A 15,390-nucleotide genomic window follows, 5' to 3' on the forward strand; every position below is an offset into this window, starting at 1 on the left:
CTCAGTTAAGTGGGGCCAAATGTAACAAAATTAGTGTGGAGGGGTTCCCGAGCGGCCAAAGGGATCAGACTGTAAATCTGACGGCTCAGCCTTCGCTGGTTCGAATCCAGCTCCCTCCACCACTTTTCCTTCTATCTTTACTCTCGCTAACTTTACTCAACCACCCAAGATAAACTCGCACCCTGCTCCTTTAGCCATTTTGTTGCTTGCTTATACTCTGGATAAAAATCACTGACTCGCTGCCAAAAAGCCGCACTATGATTTAAATGCTTTAAGTGAGCCAGCTCATGCACAATGACATAATCGATAATTGTCTGCGGAGCACTGGCGAGTAATAAATTAAAAGTCAGCTCTCGGCGTCGATTACAACTGCCCCAACGACGTTTATAAGTATGAATACGAATACTGCTAGGTAGTGCCTCAGCCATTTTCATACAGTAATGATGTACGCGCATTTCGATATAACTTTCTAGCTGCTCATGAAGAAACTGTTCAAGCAAGCTTTGATACATAGCTTGCTTATGTTTAACTCGCCCAGACAAGTTTAACTGCAGCGTTGGCTGTGGCTGATTTTTAACTTGACGCCATTCACAGCGTGAGTTAGTTCCATAGAGTAGCGCCATTGGCTGTGCAAAAACGAGAATACTATTATCTTTTAAAGGATATTGACGAGTATCGAGTAACTGACTTTGCTTCTGAATTTGTGCTGTTATCCAGTCACTTTTACTCAATAACCAACCTTCAAGTTCCTGTTTAGCGACCCCTACTGGCGCATAAACAGTGACACTTTGTTGTTGCACTTTGATAGCCACAGTTTTGCGGCGACGACTACGTTTTAATGTATATTCAAACAAACCTAACTCTTGCAACTGGCCAGCAGTTATTAAACAAATTAATAGGTGGCTATATTACCCTGCAAAATAACTGCTAATCTATAACTAAGTAGAATTAAATAAAGCGACGTCAAAGATGCCTGATAAGCCTTGTTGTAGCTATACCTCTCCTGACGGCCATCAATGCCAAGAAACAGACATGGGCTCAGGCTTTTGCTTTTGGCATGACGGAAAATTTGATAAGTCAGGCTTAGATCTAACCCAAAAGTTAGAACGCTATGCAAAAAAAGGAGGATTATTACAAGGGCTGCAATTACAACGTGCCAATCTCACAGGGCTTAACTTAATAAAACAAGATGATGAAGAGGGATTTGATTTATCCTACAGTAATTTTTATCGAGCAACATTAACCCATGCCCACCTATTTAATAATAAAATTGCCCACAGCTCACTAATGAAAGCCAATTTGCATGATGCAAGTCTGCATTACTGTAATCTTCACGACACCAACCTCTTGGGTATAAAACTCCATAATACGCGTATTGATAATATTGCTTTAGGCTCCGAGTTGTTACAAGAAAAACAAGCCAAAGCAGCACTAAAGAAAAAAGATAAAACCGCGGCGCTTGACCTATTTGAACAATCTGAAGAGATATTTCGTAATCTACGCAAAGCATCTGAACAACAAGGTTTATTTGAACTTGCCGGTAATTTTACTTACAAAGAACTCAGAATGCGCCATGCCCAGTATCCACAAGGCTCAAAAAAACGATTAGCATCTAGCTTTATTGATATGTTATGTGGCTACGGCGAAAAACCTGAAAACGTGATCCGCTTTAGCCTGTCATTAATCATCTGTTGTGCCCTGTGCTATTTTATTTTTGGGGTGATGGATGCAGGGCAGCTAATGCAACTAAATACTGCGGCATCATTGAGCGATAATTTATCAGCGCTACTAAATAGCTTTTATTTTAGCGTGGTTACGTTCACAACCTTAGGATATGGTGATATTACGCCAGTAGGGTTTTCGCGCTTTATTGCCGCCATCGAAGCATTTTGTGGCAGTTTCTCCCTTGCGCTATTCGTGGTGGTGTTTGTAAAACGTATGACGCGATAATTGCGTCATACGTTTAGTGTATAAATTAATAAATAGTAGCCGATAAATAGCGACTATAAAATTGGTTATAAATAATGCTACTATTGCTTTAAACAAAACTTAGTAATCTGATTTTAAAAAGAATTTAATCTTGTTAACTTTTGTAGCCAAATGTGTAAATGGACCGTAGACATCTTGCTTGAGAATTAATTATTTGTATTAACCACAATTTCAGGCCCCAAAATTACGACTGAAATTACAATGTATTGAGTCATTATGCTGTCTGTTTTTTTTATCACTGATCAAGATCCGAGCCTTATTATCAATGGTGTGTATGACCCATTTTTAGTAACACTGTCGGTTTTAACGGCTATTTTTGCCGCTTACTTTGCCGCTTATTTGATCGATCTTGCAAAAGAAACACATTTTAAAGGTTATCAAAAACTTGCCAACTCCACAGCTTCTTTGGTACTGGCTGGCGGTATTTGGAGTATGCACTTTATTGGCATGCTTGCATTCTCACTTTGTACAAATATTAGCTATGATCCGGCGTTGACTTTGTTATCTTTTATTCCGGCATTTTTCGCCTGTTTAACAGCCGGCTCACTACTCGTAAAAAGTAATAGCACCATAGTAAGTTTAGTGGTGCCTTCCATATTACTCGGCGCTGGCATTGGCACTATGCATTATAGTGGTATGGCCGCGATGCAGTTAAGTCCATTATTACGCTATGACCCAATTATGTTTGGGCTATCAATCTTAGTTGCTGTGTTACTGGCATTTATTTCTTTATATTCGCGTTTTAATATCAGTAAACATTTTCCATCCTTAACCGCGGCTAAAACCCGCTTACTCAGTGCCACTATATTAGGTTTTGCTGTCGCAGGCATGCATTACATGGGTATGGCCGCCACACGGTTTGTTGCAACTTCACCATTAATTGGTGATGACAGTGATAGCTCAGAGCTTACATTTGTAGCTATTAGCGTAGTATTCGCCACCATTATTCTAACTGCCATCGTTGCGATTATTAATGGCATGGTGCGCTATCGCATGCTATTGGAAGAAAAAACCGGCAATGAATCTCGCTTAGCAGCTATTTTATCAACCGCCATAGATGGCATTGTAACCATTGACAATCGCGGCCATATTTTAAGTTTTAATAATGCAGCAGAGAATATTTTCGGCTGGCATAGCGATGATGTAAAAGGTAAAAACGTAAAAATGCTGATGGCAGATGACATCGCAGCCGATCATGATGAATACCTTTCGAAGGCAGGTCACATCAATTTAGGCAAAGTTATTGGCATCAATCGTGATGTACTTGCGAAACACAAAGATGGCCATTTATTTCCTATTCGCTTAGGGATTGGTGAAGCAACCCAGCCTGGCCAAGATTCGATATTTGTTGGTTTTATTACCGACCTGACCGAACAACGTAAACTACAAAAGAACTTGATTGATAAAGAACAGCAATATCGTTCGCTTATGGATAATATGCCAGGCGTGGTATTTCGCTGCGAACTGAATCAAAACTGGAGCATGATTTTTATCAGCCCCAGCATTAATGAGGTGACAGGCTACCAGCCATCAGAATTTATAGATAAGCATATCGAGTTTGGCAACTTAATTTTCAATGACGATATAGCCCGCATTAATCAATCAATTGAAGAGGCCATTGCGAGTAAATCACAGTACTCAATTGAGTACAGATTACGCCACCGTAATGGCAAGCTTATCTGGGTACTTGAAAAAGGCAGTTTTGAATTTGATCAGCATGGTGAAGCCATTTGGATAGATGGTGTTATTGTTGATATTAGTGAGCGCCGTGAATACGAAGACAAGTTAAAGCTTGCCAAACTAGCCGCTGAAGAAGCAGCCCAAGCTAAACAATCTTTTATGGCGAATATGAGTCATGAAATTCGTACACCGATGAATTCAATCATTGGTTTTAGTGACTTACTGATGGATACCCCACTTGATAAAAACCAACAAAAACATTTAATCACCGTTAATAATGCTGCACGCTCACTGTTACGACTGTTAAATGAAATTCTCGACTCAGCAAAACTAGAAAAAGGTAAGCTCACCGTTGAGCCAGTACACTTTAATCTGCAAGCGGTTCTTGATAGCATTATTTCCACTTTCTGGTTAGAAGCAAAAAAGAAAGATCTTGAGTTAACTCTTACAATTAAAGAATCTGTACAAAGCACCTATTACGGCGACCCTGATCGCTTACGCCAAGTGTTAACTAACTTAATTGGTAATGCAGTGAAGTTTACCGCCCAAGGTGCTGTGAATGTCACGGTTAGTACCACGCAAAACAATCAGTTATTTTTTGAAGTGCAAGATACCGGTATTGGCATCGCCAAAGATCGTCTTCAAGCGGTATTTCAGCCTTTTGAACAAGCTGATGGCACAACAACACGGCGTTTTGGTGGTACAGGCCTTGGGACCACCATTAGCAAACAATTAGTTGAATTAATGGGTGGCATGATCAACGTCGTCAGTGAAGAAAATAAAGGCAGCTGCTTTTACTTTTCAGTGCCGCTAGAGCCCGGTGATGAAACTCAAATAAACTATTTTAATGGCTTACACACACAGTTACCGCCACTGCGTATTTTAGTGGTTGATGATATTGAGCAAAATGTCGAGTTATTACAACTCTTGCTTGCTCGTGATAATCACATAATAAGCACAGCCAGTAACGGCTTTGAAGCCCTAGATACGTTTGAAAAGCACGATTTTGACGTTATTTTAATGGATATACACATGCCACAATGCGATGGCATTTCTGCAACCCAAAAAATACGCGAAATAGAACAACAACGACAATTGAAAAACACACCGATCATTGCCCTCACTGCTAGTGTTTTACAACAAGATAAACTCACCGCAAAAAAAGCAGGGATGAATGGCTTTGCAAATAAGCCTGTTGATATTAATCAACTCAATCAAGAAATATCGCAAGTGCTTGGCCTCGGGCTAAAAAAAGCAGTACTAATTGAACAAAGTGATCCCAAAGCAAAACACATTGATTTCAAAAAAGGCAGCCAACTTTGGGGGAGTAAATGTAAGCAGTTAACGCAAATACAACGCTTTGTTGATGAGCAGAAAATACTCTGTGATACCCTTTTTAGCGGCGGAGTTAATGCATTGAGTGATCCACAAAGTAGCCTGCATACGTTAAAAGGGCTAACAGGTAATTTAGGTCTGCCCACCATGATGAAATTATTCTCTGCGCTAGAAAAAGCACCATCAGCGCAACAACAAGCTGAAATTATTGCACAACTGCAGACAGAGCTGAGCAGCGTAAACGTATTACTGCGCGAAAACACCTTAGCCTGTAAACCAGCTACACTTGAAGATAACGAACAAAAAACGCAGCTGATTTCAATAACTGAATTTAAAACGCTATGCGAGCAATTACATCAACATGCTGAAAATGCAGAATTGAATGATGAGCTATTAACAACAATTAAAACGCACGCTCCGCTCAATTATCAAAGCGATATTGACGATATCATTGAGCTTTTTGACCAGTTTGATTTTTATGCTGCTCAAGCCAACTTAGAGTCGTTAATTTCGCTCCTTATCCAAACTGCAAATGATGGAGGCTAACTGATGGATTTTAACACTGAACGTGCACGTATTTTAGTTGTTGATGATGAGCCCGCAAACCTTAAAGTAATGCGCGAAGTTTTAGGGGATCAATATCGCCTGTCTTTTGCAAAGTCGGGGGATGCCGCGCTTGCACTCGTTGCAAAAGAGCTACCCAAACTCATTCTACTCGATATTATGATGCCGAACATGAGCGGCTTTGAAGTATGCCAGCGTTTAAAAGAAAACCCGCAAACACAACATATTCCGATCATTTTTGTCACCGCCCTTGCCGATGAGAGTGATGAATTTAAAGGCTTTGAAATTGGTGCGGTAGATTACATTACCAAGCCTATCAGCCCAGCAATCGTGCGCGCCCGGGTTAAAACTCACTTATCCTTAGTACAAGCAGAACAATTAAAGCAAGCCCATGTTGACTTGGTTCATCGCTTAGGCTGCGCCGCTGAATACAAAGATACCGATACCGGCGAACATATTGCGCGGATGAGTAAATACAGTAAAATTTTAGCCCTGGCTTACGGTATGGATGAACAACACGCTGAGCTACTAAGACAAGCCGCCCCGATGCACGACGTAGGTAAAATTGGTATACCCGATGCAATCCTACTCAAACCAGGTAAATTAACCAGTGAAGAGTTTGAGTATATGAAAGAGCATGCGCAAATTGGCGCAAAAATATTAGCCAACTCACCATCGCCATTATTGCAACTGGCACACTTACTTGCCATGGAGCATCATGAAAAATGGGATGGTTCTGGTTATCCAAAGGGTCTAAAAGGCGAGCAAATTTCTATTGAAGGGCGAATTGTTGCGATTGCTGATGTATTCGATGCCCTCACATCAAAACGCCCATACAAGCAAGCTTGGAGCGTTGAGGAAGCATTTGCACATATGCGCGAACAAGCCGGCAAACACTTTGATCCGCAACTGGTAGCTTTATTTGAGGGCCAACTAGATGCAATTTTAGAAGTGTATTCTCTCTATCAAAATTAGCGGTGTAGAGCGGTTATATATTCGCAGCGATGTAAACATGGTCATGAGAGGTAATTTCATGGCTATTGCCACTTAAATCTTGAAAATAAACCGAATAGGTCACCTGATGATCTGCAATTACGGTTTTAATATTGAGCGCATGTAAGTGCTTTAACCAGGCAATAAACTGCTCACCCGATGCAGCAAAGGCAATACCTTTACTTTTGCCTTCGGCCTCAAACAGCGCTAAACGGATGGTCGCCTGTGCATCTTCTAAAGTTAACGGCCCTTTCCCTTCATCCCAAAAAGCCAGCTCTGGCACAATATCAAAGCCTAATACCGTTTTGTACCAGCTCACAGCTTGCTTAAGATCCACCACATTTAAGTGGCAATGGTCGACACCAGATAAAGCAGGTATTGCCATTAGCCTATCTCCGATTTAAGTTGTTCAATAAACACCCGCATATACTCAGTACGACGCGCCGCTTCTGCCTTTGCTGACGGTGTATTCATACTTTTTGCAATATGCAACAGCTTGATGAAGAAGTGATCTAATGTATACAAAGTATCATCTGGACTGCGTTGCTCGCAAAATGGATCGTCCGGATGATATAAATTGCGCCCGATTGAGCCCCCTACTTTCATACAGCGGCTAACCCCAATCGCGCCAAGTGCATCCATTCGGTCGGCATCTTGGACTATTTGCGCTTCAACACTTTCAATCGCGATATTGGCACTAAAACTGTGAGCAGCAATAGCATGATGAATGGCTTTAAAAAATTGCGGATCATAGTCAATCGTCGTTAAGAAGGTGATCGCTTTATCAGCAGCCATTGTCGATGCTCTGGCACGATCGGGATGATTTTTAGCCACAGCAACACAATCATGTAACCATGCAGCAGGTAAAACAATGTTCATATCCGCTTGCTCAGCAACACATAATTGCTTAGCGACTCTTACCACGCGCTCAATATGAGTTATATCGTGGGCGACATCAGCACTTACTAACGACATAATGAAGGCACGACAATGATTTTCTAGCTGTTGTAACGGCTCAGATAATGCTAAAACGGGCAAACGTTGTTCCATAAATTCTGTAATTTCAAATTAATGCATTGAATTACCATTACTTTACCGCGGTTATAGGGGGTTGTGCAAAACATTCATTGTATGTTCGAGCCTGCTTCACTAAAATACGCTCTTATTTATCCGTAATGAGAAGCCTAATGTCATCTGTCGTATACCTAGAAGCTGGTCGTGAAAAATCACTAAAAAGAAAACACCCTTGGTTGTTTTCAAAAGCCATCAAAAAAATAAAAGGTAAACCGAGTTTAGGTGACACAGTAACCATTCACGATAACAATGGTAAATATTTAGCCACCGCAGCTTACAGCCCGCACTCACAAATTCGTGCGCGTGTGTGGAGCTTTGATGAAACAGAAGTCATCGACCAAGCGTTTTTTGAGCGTCGTTTACGTCGCGCATTAGCTGCTCGCGAGCAAGTAATTGCTGAGGGTGGCTTAACCGGGTTTCGTTTATGTGCCGCCGAGTCTGACTTTTTACCAGGCGTAACCATTGATAAATTTGACAACTTTTTAGTGTGTCAGTTATTAAGTGCCGGTGCAGAGCGCCATAAAGGTGAAATTGTTGGTGCCCTGCTCGCTATTTTCCCAGGTTGTAACGTGTATGAGCGCTCTGATGTCGATGTACGTAGCAAAGAAGGTTTAGAGCCAACCATGGGCGTATTATGGGGTGACAAACCAGAACAGCCGGTATTAATCGAAGAGAACGGCTTTAAAATTGAAGTCGATATTCTTGAAGGCCATAAAACTGGCTTCTACCTTGATCAACGTGATAGCCGAGCAGCGTTAGAGCGCTTTGTAAAAGATAAAAAAGTGCTTAACTGTTTTAGTTACACCGGCACATTTTCATTATATGCACTGCGCGGCGGCTGTGAACATGTAACCAACGTCGATGTATCACAACCAGCGCTGGATACCGCAAAACGTAATGTTGAACACAACGAGTTAGATTTAAACCGTGTTGATTTTGTTAAACAAGATGTTTTTAAGTTACTCCGTCAATATCGTGAAGACGGCGTGCTATTTGACACAATTGTGATGGACCCACCAAAATTTGCTGATAATAAAGCGCAGCTAACTGGTGCATGTCGTGGCTATAAAGACATCAATATGATTGCCATGCAAATTTTAAAACCTGGTGGCACCTTGTTAACCTTCTCATGCTCGGGCTTAATGGATCAAAACTTGTTTCAAAAAGTGGTTGCCGATGCGGCGCTCGATGCTGGCAAAGATTTATTGATCATGGAACGCTTAAATCAAGCAGCGGATCACCCAATTGCAGGTAGCTACCCGGAAGGTTTTTACTTAAAAGGCTTGATCTGTAAAGTGTACTAGTCTCGCTAGTTAAACTGCATTATTTCAAGCCCTGCGGTCACCGTGCCATCACTTTCTTTGCTGGCACGAATTACTCTAGCAGTGGCATTAAGTGGTGCAATAGCGGGGCTAGTAGAGTCAATATTAACCTTTACTATGGTGCCCAGTTCAAGTAATTCATCTAACTGTATTGATAAGCCAGTTGCACTTAAATCAACGCAGACGACATCAAATTGTTGATCAGCAATAGGCTCAAGAGTCGTTAGTTTGGCACGGGCATTTAACTGCATACGTCTAAAGTTACGTTTATCTTCATTGAGCATTTGACCTCCTACACCACAGTATTTATTTTTTCCAACAACCCCACTACAGAAAAAGGTTTTACTACATACGCATCACAACCGGCCTCAAAGCCAGCTTGTTGTTCTTGTGCAGATTCTAAGCCTGACACCATCACAATTGGAATATCCCGCGTTTCAGGGGTGTTTTTCAGCATTCTACAAGTATCATAGCCATCCAACCCGGGCATACATACATCCAGTAAAATAGCATCCGGAGGATTAGCAATTGCTGACGATAAACAGCTTTTACCTGATTCAGCATAACTGAGCTCAAAGTTTGCTGATAAAGCAACTTTGAGCATCTCAAAATTAAAGTACTCGTCGTCTACAACCAGTAAACGCGGAGGTTTGTTAGCGGATGAGCGCATAATTAATACAGTTCCTTCTCATCTTACGAATGTTTCCTTTTAGATAAACTCAGTGATATCTAACTCAATCAATTTCTTGCAAAGCATTTAGCACACGTTTTGCTGAAATCGGATACGGTGTGCCTAACGTTTGTGCAAAAAGAGATACTCTTAGCTCTTGTTGCATCCAAAATATATCCTGTAATTGTTGTGGTACAGGCATCCCAGTTAGCACTTTTTTCAGCAGTTTTTGATACTCTTGCGCAACTTTATCTAATTCAAGTACACATAATCTGTCACGATTTGGATCAACAGGCAACTTTTCTAGACGCTTTTCTATCGCTTTTAAGTAACGAATTAGGTCACTGAGTTTGTCAGCCCCATGGCTTGAAACAAAACCTTTAAAAATTAACGATTCAAGTTGGCTTTTAATATCACCATGCGCAGTGATCATGGTTAAATCAACACGGCCTTTCATCTTTTTATGCAGTGCATGGGCAATGCTGAGTACTTGTTCAACTTGAGTTGCAATGCCCACAACCACATCACCCAGCTCGCCGCGAATTTGCTCTTTTACTTGCTCAAACGCCTGCTCGGTACGAACATCACCTAATTTTACCAATAGACTATCAACGCCTGCGGCAATACAGTCATCAATTAAATCAGCAATTTTACCAAACGGGTTAAAATATAGACCTAATTTTGCTTTATTGGGTAAGTTTTGTTGTAAATATTTGATCGGCGACGGTACATTTAGTAACACTAAACGGCGCAAACCTTGTTGGTGTGCGGCTTGGGCTTTAACCTCATTATCAAATAATTCAACCGCCGCAGACGACTTTTTATCCACCAGCGCAGGGTATGCTTTGATTTCATACTGACCTTGTTTTTTCACATAGGATACCGGTAACTTACCAAAGTCCCATTGCAGCAGGTCACTTTTCTCAATGCCTTTATCCGCAACTTTAGACAAGGTTTGCGTTACTTTACCTTGTAATTGCGTTTTGAGTTTCGCTAAATCCATACCTCGTGCAAGTACAGTATCTTTATCATCTCGCACTTCAAACTGTAAGCGTAAATGTGTTGCCAATGTAGTGAGATCCCATGCCGCCGGCTCCACTTTCACCCCCGTCATACGTAATAATCGCGTACTTAACGCCTCAATAAAACTACCTTGCATTGGCTCAATGGCAGCCAGTACGGCATCCGCATAATTTGGGGCTGGCACAAAGTTACGACGTAACGATTTTGGTAACGACTTAATTAAACCAGTGATCAACTCATGTCGAAATGCCGGGATATGCCAATCAAAGCCTGTTTCTTCCACTTGATTTAATAAAGCCACCGGAATTTGCACTGCCACACCATCCACCGCTTGGCCGGGATCAAAGTGATAGCTCAGCGGCAACATCAAATTACCTTGTTGCCATACATCTGGGTAATCAAATTCAGTAACGCTATTGGCGCCGTGTTGCATTAGCTCATCACGGGTCATGTGCAAATACTGTTTATCCTGCTGCTTTTGTGTTTTGTACCATTTGTTAAATGCCGCGCGGCTGTTGATCTGAGCTGGAATTTTCCTATCGTAAAACTCATACAAAGTTTGCTCATCAACTAAAATATCACGACGACGGCTCTTATTTTCTAAAGTTTGAATGTCTTCAATTAATTCACGATTAAATTGTAAAAAACCTTCATTTTGACCTAAGTCTTGCTCAACTAAAGCACTGCGGATAAACAACTGGCGACTCACTTTTGGGTCGATATTGCTATACACACAGCGGCGCTTAGAGACAATAATCAGCCCGTACAGCACTTGTTGCTCGAACGCAATGACCGCACCGGGCTTTTTCTCCCAATGGGGTTCACTGTAACTGCGTTTTACTAAATGCTGCGCAAGTGGTTCAACCCAATCAATATTAATTTTCGCATTAATACGCGCATATAGTTTACTGGTTTCAACCAGCTCTGCCGACATCAGCCATTTAGGGCTTTTCTTGAATAACCCAGAGCCTGGAAAAATATGAAACTGGCTATTACGCGCACCTTTATAAACTTGCTTATCATCTTTAAAGCCAATGTGACTTAACATGCCGCTCAGTAGCGCTTGATGGATTTTATCGCCATCGGCAACATTGGTGGTGGCTTTCATGCCCATTTCATTACACACAGTACTGAGCTGATAAACGATATCTTGCCATTCTCGAATACGCATATAAGCGAGCATATCTTTTTGGCACAGCTTTCTGAATTGGCTATTGCTCAACTCGCTTTGCTGCTCTTCTAGGTAGTTCCACAAATTTAAAAAGGCGATAAAATCTGAATCAGGGTCGTCAAAACGGCCATGTTTTTCATTGGCTGCAGCGCGCTTTTCCTGCGGACGCTCGCGAGGGTCTTGAATCGACAAAGCCGCCACAATAATAATAACTTCGCGCAGTGCTCCCAGTTTTTGCGCTGTCAGCACCATTTTAGCTAAACGCGGGTCAACCGGTAAACGGCTCAATTCAATACCCGATTTAGTAAGTTGCGTATTGCTATTGTTGCGACTTGGTTTAACCGCTTCAAGCTCTTCCAGCAAAGTTAAACCATCGTTAATATTACGGCTATCTGGGGCTTGTACGAATGGAAATTGCGCCATATCGCCTAAGCCTAAACCCAACATTTTTAAAATAACCGACGCTAAGTTAGTGCGCAGTATTTCTGGATCGGTAAATTCTGGGCGTGAATTAAAATCATCCTCAGCGTATAAGCGAATACAAATACCCGCTTCAACACGACCACAGCGGCCTTTTCGCTGATTGGCACTGGCTTGTGATATCGGCTCAATAGGTAAGCGCTGTACCTTAGTACGATAACTGTAACGACTAATTCGCGCGGTACCTGGGTCTATTACGTAACGAATTCCTGGCACGGTCAGTGAGGTTTCAGCAACGTTGGTCGATAAAATAATATGCCGGCGACTGTGCGGGGCAAAAATTCGATTTTGTTCTGCATTTGATAATCGCGAATAAAGCGGTAATACATCAGCCCCTTTTAAATTACGTTTGCTTAATGCATCAGCCGTATCACGAATTTCACGTTCGCCATTTAAAAAGATCAGTATATCACCGGGACCTTCTTGGCAAAGTTCATCAACAGCATCAAATATGCCTTGCAGCTGATCGCCCTCGGCTTCCATGTCATTTTTATCAATTTCAACAAGTGGCCTGTAACGTACATCAACGGGGAATGTTCGCCCTGATACTTCAATAATTGGCGCATCATTAAAGTGCTTTGAAAATCGCTCTGGATCGATAGTCGCCGAGGTAATAATCACTTTTAAATCGGGACGCTTTGGCAATAGGTTTTTTAAGTAACCTAAAATAAAGTCAATGTTTAAACTGCGCTCATGGGCTTCATCAATAATGATGGTGTCGTACTGGTTTAAAAACCGGTCTTGTTGAATTTCCGCCAGTAAAATACCGTCAGTCATTAACTTTATGTAGCTGTTATTAGATACTTGGTCACTAAAACGAATTTTAAAACCGACTTGCTGGCCAAGCTCACACTGCATTTCATGGGCAATCCGATCCGCTACGCTGCGCGCTGCAAGTCGTCTTGGCTGAGTATGACCTATATAGCCATCAACACCACGACCAAGTTCTAAACACATTTTTGGAATTTGCGTGGTTTTACCTGAGCCAGTTTCACCGGCGATGATCACCACTTGGTTATTGGCGATAGCCTCTTTAATATCGTCTTTTTTCTGACTGACAGGGAGTTGCTCTGGGTAAGTAACTTTAGGTAACTGGGCTAAGCGCACCTCACGCAATTGTTGGCTACGAGCAATATCGGCAGTGATTTTTTCAATCACAGCGGCTTGTTTTGTTGCATCGGTTATTTTTTTTATGCCGTGAAGGCGTTTTTTAAAGATGAATTGATCTTTTCTTAAACACGTTTTTAGCTCACCAAACAATTGACCTAGGTTAACCACCCGCAACTACCTTCTAAAATTTGAATAAAGACGCACGATTGTAGCAAACTTCGCCGCGAGGGTTAACGTTGCTGCGATATAAAATAATATAAATGTTCAAGCTGCAGACTGTAGGGATTTTCTGATAATGTAATACTATTAAAACCATTAAATAATTTCGTGGCACTGGAAAGGACTATAAATGTCAGATAAACCTTGGATCAAAATTTATAATGAAGTCGACTCCGATTGCATTTTAGGCAATAAAGCCGGTTTAACCACTTTAAGAGATGCCATTGATTACACGCTTGATAATCGTATTTACAGCGTGGAAGAAAATTTTCAAGCTGATTTTAAATCGATCATATTAGTTGATAAAAACTGGCAACAACCTAAGCCGGAAAAACTACCACTTTGGCAGAGTGCGTTACTAGTCATAATACTCAGTGTTTGGGCTGGCTTACTGCCTATTTACGCACTCTGGTCACTAGTTTAAATAATAAAAAAGACGCTAATTAAGCGCCTTTTATGTTCTTTGGGCAGAACAATATGCTGTGTTTTATTTATAGAGCAGCGAAAACGTCATCCGTTTTAGCCGCACAAATAAAATCATTTTTGTGTAAACCTTTAATTGAGTGGCTCCACCAGGTTACTGTTACTTTGCCCCATTCTGTTAATAGGCCGGGATGATGACCTTCATCTTCAGCCATATCACCTACTTTGTTAGTAAATGCGATAGCTTGTTTAAAGTTTTTAAATTTATAAACACGCTCTAATTGCATAATACCGTCGCGTACTTCAGGCACCCAATCAGGGATCATCTTAATTAGTTCAGCTAACTCAGCATCTGATACTTTTGGAGCGTCTACGTGACAGGCTTCGCATTTTTGTGCGCTTAGTGATGACATCTTAAATCCTTAACTTGCTAATTTTTCTTTAGGAGGAAACTTTGGGTCATGTAACCCTAATTCTTTTGCTTGCGCAACTAACGCCATAATATCCAACTGTGAAATATCAAATAAATCATGGATAGAATTAATGGTGTAGTACAAAGGCTGCATAATATCAATTCGATACGGCGTACGTAGTACATCTAGTACGTTCATTGGCTTGATCTCAGGCTTATCTGAATACACATATTGTGTCTCCCCAGGGCTTGATAATATGCCGCCGCCATAAATGCGCAAACCTTCATCTGTTTGCATTAAGCCAAACTCAACAGTAAACCAATACATACGCGCTAAATAAACACGATCTTTTTTCTCAGCCGCATACCCTAACTGACCATACTTATGAGTAAACTCAGCAAAATCAGGGTTGGTAAGCATAGCGCAGTGACCAAATATTTCATGGAAAATATCCGGCTCTTGTAAGTAATCAAACTCTTCTCGGCTTCGAATAAACGTAGCAACGGGAAACTGCTTGTTCGCTAACAGACGAAAAAATTCATCAAAATCAATTAACGCCGGCACAGGTGCTACTTGCCAACCCGTTGTCGCTAATAATACCTCGTTAAGTTCACTTAACTGCGGAATACGATCATGAGGAAGGTTTATTTTTTTAAGGCCTTCCATATACTCATTACACGCTTTGCCTGCAATGCATTTTAATTGGCGTGCGACTAATTCTGACCATATTTTATTTTCTTCTTCGCTCCAATGGATCACGCCATTTTCATCTGGTGTCCTAGAGGTGTATTTACTTGCTTTAGCCATAATAACCTTCTTGCTGTTAAACCGGTATCGGTGTCAACGTGTTAAGGGGATACTAAGCAAATGTAAGACAAAGTTTAATAGCTGGGCTAATATCAACAATTGGCACCGACCTGACTT

At 41.3% G+C, this 15,390-nt stretch carries 13 protein-coding genes and 1 tRNA gene; 6 read left to right on the plus strand and 8 right to left on the minus strand.

Annotated elements, in window-relative coordinates:
• Positions 1 to 37: 37 nt before the first annotated feature.
• A tRNA-Tyr gene (locus A7968_RS18845) sits at positions 38 to 122 on the plus strand.
• A 30-nt stretch (positions 123 to 152) separates the two neighbouring features.
• Here A7968_RS18845 and A7968_RS18850 read toward each other — a convergent pair.
• Positions 153 to 854: a M48 family metallopeptidase gene (locus A7968_RS18850; protein ID WP_227008898.1), complete on the minus strand. Its 702-nt coding sequence runs from the start codon at positions 852 to 854 to the stop codon at positions 153 to 155.
• 115 nt (positions 855 to 969) lie between these two features.
• On the opposite strand from A7968_RS18850, the gene A7968_RS18855 reads away from it, so the two are divergent.
• From A7968_RS18855 to A7968_RS18865, 3 genes are all read left to right on the plus strand, one after another.
• On the plus strand, positions 970 to 1,950 hold the full coding sequence (locus A7968_RS18855) for an ion channel (protein WP_064668091.1): 981 nt from the start codon (positions 970 to 972) through the stop codon (positions 1,948 to 1,950).
• 255 nt (positions 1,951 to 2,205) lie between these two features.
• Positions 2,206 to 5,550: a PAS domain S-box protein gene (locus A7968_RS18860; RefSeq protein ID WP_064668092.1), complete on the plus strand. Its 3,345-nt coding sequence runs from the start codon at positions 2,206 to 2,208 to the stop codon at positions 5,548 to 5,550.
• A gap of 3 nt (positions 5,551 to 5,553) precedes the next feature.
• Entirely contained in the window at positions 5,554 to 6,543 is a 990-nt protein-coding gene (locus A7968_RS18865) for a response regulator (RefSeq protein ID WP_064668093.1), read from the plus strand.
• A 13-nt stretch (positions 6,544 to 6,556) separates the two neighbouring features.
• On the opposite strand, the gene A7968_RS18870 is transcribed toward A7968_RS18865, so the two are convergent.
• Positions 6,557 to 6,946, minus strand: a complete 390-nt coding sequence (locus tag A7968_RS18870; protein ID WP_064668094.1) for a VOC family protein — start codon at positions 6,944 to 6,946, stop codon at positions 6,557 to 6,559.
• The gene (locus tag A7968_RS18875) at positions 6,946 to 7,611 is read right to left on the minus strand and encodes an HD domain-containing protein (RefSeq protein WP_064668095.1); all 666 of its coding nucleotides are present in this window, start codon (positions 7,609 to 7,611) and stop codon (positions 6,946 to 6,948) included. Before A7968_RS18875 ends, A7968_RS18870 begins: the two co-directional genes overlap by 1 nt.
• Positions 7,612 to 7,748: 137 nt before the next feature.
• On the opposite strand from A7968_RS18875, the gene A7968_RS18880 reads away from it, so the two are divergent.
• Positions 7,749 to 8,939, plus strand: coding sequence for a class I SAM-dependent methyltransferase (locus tag A7968_RS18880; RefSeq protein WP_064668096.1), 1,191 nt, complete (start codon positions 7,749 to 7,751; stop codon positions 8,937 to 8,939).
• 5 nt (positions 8,940 to 8,944) lie between these two features.
• On the opposite strand, the gene A7968_RS18885 is transcribed toward A7968_RS18880, so the two are convergent.
• The 3 genes from A7968_RS18885 to hrpA form a co-directional block, all read right to left on the minus strand.
• Entirely contained in the window at positions 8,945 to 9,241 is a 297-nt protein-coding gene (locus A7968_RS18885; RefSeq protein ID WP_064668097.1) for a PilZ domain-containing protein, read from the minus strand.
• A gap of 8 nt (positions 9,242 to 9,249) precedes the next feature.
• Entirely contained in the window at positions 9,250 to 9,627 is a 378-nt protein-coding gene (locus A7968_RS18890) for a response regulator (protein WP_064668098.1), read from the minus strand.
• A gap of 64 nt (positions 9,628 to 9,691) precedes the next feature.
• Positions 9,692 to 13,579, minus strand: a complete 3,888-nt coding sequence (gene hrpA, locus A7968_RS18895) for an ATP-dependent RNA helicase HrpA (protein ID WP_064668099.1) — start codon at positions 13,577 to 13,579, stop codon at positions 9,692 to 9,694.
• 181 nt (positions 13,580 to 13,760) lie between these two features.
• Here hrpA and A7968_RS18900 point away from each other — a divergent pair, with 181 nt between their 5' ends.
• A complete protein-coding gene (locus tag A7968_RS18900; protein WP_064668100.1) occupies positions 13,761 to 14,054 on the plus strand; it encodes a hypothetical protein in 294 nt (97 codons plus the stop codon).
• A 67-nt stretch (positions 14,055 to 14,121) separates the two neighbouring features.
• Here A7968_RS18900 and A7968_RS18905 read toward each other — a convergent pair whose 3' ends face one another.
• Positions 14,122 to 14,466 carry a 4a-hydroxytetrahydrobiopterin dehydratase gene (locus A7968_RS18905; RefSeq protein WP_064668101.1) on the minus strand — a complete coding sequence of 115 codons (345 nt, stop codon included), beginning with the start codon at positions 14,464 to 14,466 and terminating at the stop codon, positions 14,122 to 14,124.
• Between the two features lie 9 nt (positions 14,467 to 14,475).
• Positions 14,476 to 15,273, minus strand: coding sequence for a phenylalanine 4-monooxygenase (gene phhA, locus A7968_RS18910; protein WP_064668102.1), 798 nt, complete (start codon positions 15,271 to 15,273; stop codon positions 14,476 to 14,478).
• Between the last annotated feature and the right edge of the window lie 117 nt (positions 15,274 to 15,390).

This window comes from Pseudoalteromonas prydzensis, from assembly GCF_001661495.1.
GTDB classification, from domain to species: domain Bacteria; phylum Pseudomonadota; class Gammaproteobacteria; order Enterobacterales; family Alteromonadaceae; genus Pseudoalteromonas; species Pseudoalteromonas prydzensis.